Raw genomic sequence first — 2,119 nt, forward strand, 5'->3', positions numbered from 1 at the left:
CATATGATGAATTGATTCAAAAATTAGATTTACCAAAGGACGAAAATCTTTACAATACTTTAAATATTTCAACTGATAAAAGCGAACAAGTCAGAAAAGAAATAAAGAAATTAGCAGAGGACTCAAATTTCAATGTATACGATAAAGTAGAAGGAGCTAAACAAAATCAACAGACTATGGATGTCATGAAAATTTTCGTGTATGGATTTGTAGTAGTTATATCTCTAGTCAGCGTAACTAATATAGTAAATACAATCAGCACAAATATAAATCTTAGAAAAAGAGAATTTGCAGTTATAAAGTCTATAGGTGTTACACCTGGTGGATTTAATAAGATAATTTATTTGGAGAGCTTTTTATACGGTATATTGTCGCTTCTATATGGAGTTCCAATTGGAGTAGCTCTGAATGTATTGATGTGTAGGATTGTAGGAAATATGATTTCATTTGACGTTATGATCCCATATAAGGCTATACTTATATCAGTAGTTGGAATATTCATTATAACTTTTATAGCTTCTTATATTCCGATGAAGAAAATAAACAGAGAAAATATTATGGATAATATAAGACAAGAAAGTATCTAAGAAATAATATAGGGATGATGTAAAATATACTAAAAATTTATTTTGCGTCATCCCATTTTTAATTATATCTCGAAATAAAGTTACTTTAATATTATTATGTAAACTAAATAAACTTTTTATCAGTTGAAATTTATAAATAATCATTTAAATCGATTTTAAGGATTTAAAATGTATCAATCAACTATTTATATTCAAAATAATTTATACATAGCTTAAAATCGATTTAAAAAAGTTAGATTTTTTACTTATTTTTAGCTAAGTTTACATAATAAAATTATTTTAACCTAAGTTAAAAAGACTCTCAGAAATTTTTTCTGAAGCTTCTTGATCCATTTCCTTAAGAGTGTGAGAGTAAATATTTAAAGTCGTATTTACATTAGAGTGACCGACTCTCTCAGAAATTACTTTTATAGGAACTTTTGCATTTATCAGTAAAGTTACATGAGAGTGTCTTAAGTCGTGAAATCTAATATGAGGTAAATTATTTTCTCTTAAAAATCTGCTGAACTTTTTACTGAGCACATCTTCGGCAATAGGGTTTCCATTTTTGTCCGAAAACAAAAGGGTAGTGTTCTTTATTTTTCTTTGAAGCTTATCTTGAAGGTATTTTCTCTTGTATTCTCTAAGTAAATTCATAACTTCCTTTGGAGCAGATATAATTCTTATAGATGTCTCTGTTTTTGGATCCTTTAATATTACCTTTCCTTCATTTCTCACAGTTATTTTTTCTACCGTTACAGTGTTATCTTCGAAGTTTATATTATCCCAGGTAAGGCCTAAAATTTCAGATATACGAAGGCCTAATCCAGCTGCTAAGTTTATAGGTAGCTCTAAGTCGGTATTTTTACATGTTTTTAGTAATTTAAGCATATCCTTTTGGTCGTATATCTTGTTGTTGTATTTTTTATTTTTAGGGATTTCTACACAGTCTACAAAGTTTTCCTTTATTAATTTTAATTTATAAGCTCTCTTTAAGGCTAAATTTAGAATGTTTATATGTATCTTTATAGTCTGAGGGCTTAAAATCCCGAGTAAGTCGTCTACGTAATTTTGCAGATGTATCGGTCTTAAATCGATTAATTTTATATCTCCTAATATAGGAATTATATATTTTTTGCATATTCTTAAATAGCAGTTATAAGTCGTTATGGATAGATTTATCTTGTATTTTTCTAAAAAATCTAGTATGTAACTTTCTACTGTAATTTTATTAGGCAGCAGCAATTCTTCGTTGTAGATTTCTTCTTTTAATTCGTTAAGTCTCTTTGAGGCATCTCTTTTTAGAGGGTAAGAACCCATGTTTTTTTGTTTCTTTTTGCCAGTTGTCTCGTCAGTATATTCTAAATAAACTATGTAGTTTTTACTTCTTTTTCTTATAAATGCATTGCTCATTTCTCATCCCTCCCAAACTATTTTCTATAATATAATAAATATTTTATCATAAAAACTCCTAAAAAAATAGATAAAAACACTGACAGTTTACTGACATAAGCAGTTTTAAAATCTATTAAAACATTTAAATTAAGCTGTTT

At 27.3% G+C, this 2,119-nt stretch carries 2 protein-coding genes; one reads left to right on the forward strand and one right to left on the reverse strand.

The features are described from left to right. Positions 1-587: ABC transporter permease (locus ACI3VO_RS16560; protein ID WP_439758970.1), on the forward strand; the 587-nt coding region annotated here is incomplete at its 5' end. 279 nt (positions 588-866) lie between these two features. Here ACI3VO_RS16560 and ACI3VO_RS16565 read toward each other — a convergent pair. Next, positions 867-1,979 carry a tyrosine-type recombinase/integrase gene (locus ACI3VO_RS16565; RefSeq protein ID WP_439758971.1) on the reverse strand — a complete coding sequence of 371 codons (1,113 nt, stop codon included), beginning with the start codon at positions 1,977-1,979 and terminating at the stop codon, positions 867-869. Positions 1,980-2,119: the final 140 nt, after the last annotated feature.

Source organism: Intestinibacter sp., assembly GCF_051866655.1.
GTDB lineage: Bacteria > Bacillota > Clostridia > Peptostreptococcales > Peptostreptococcaceae > Intestinibacter.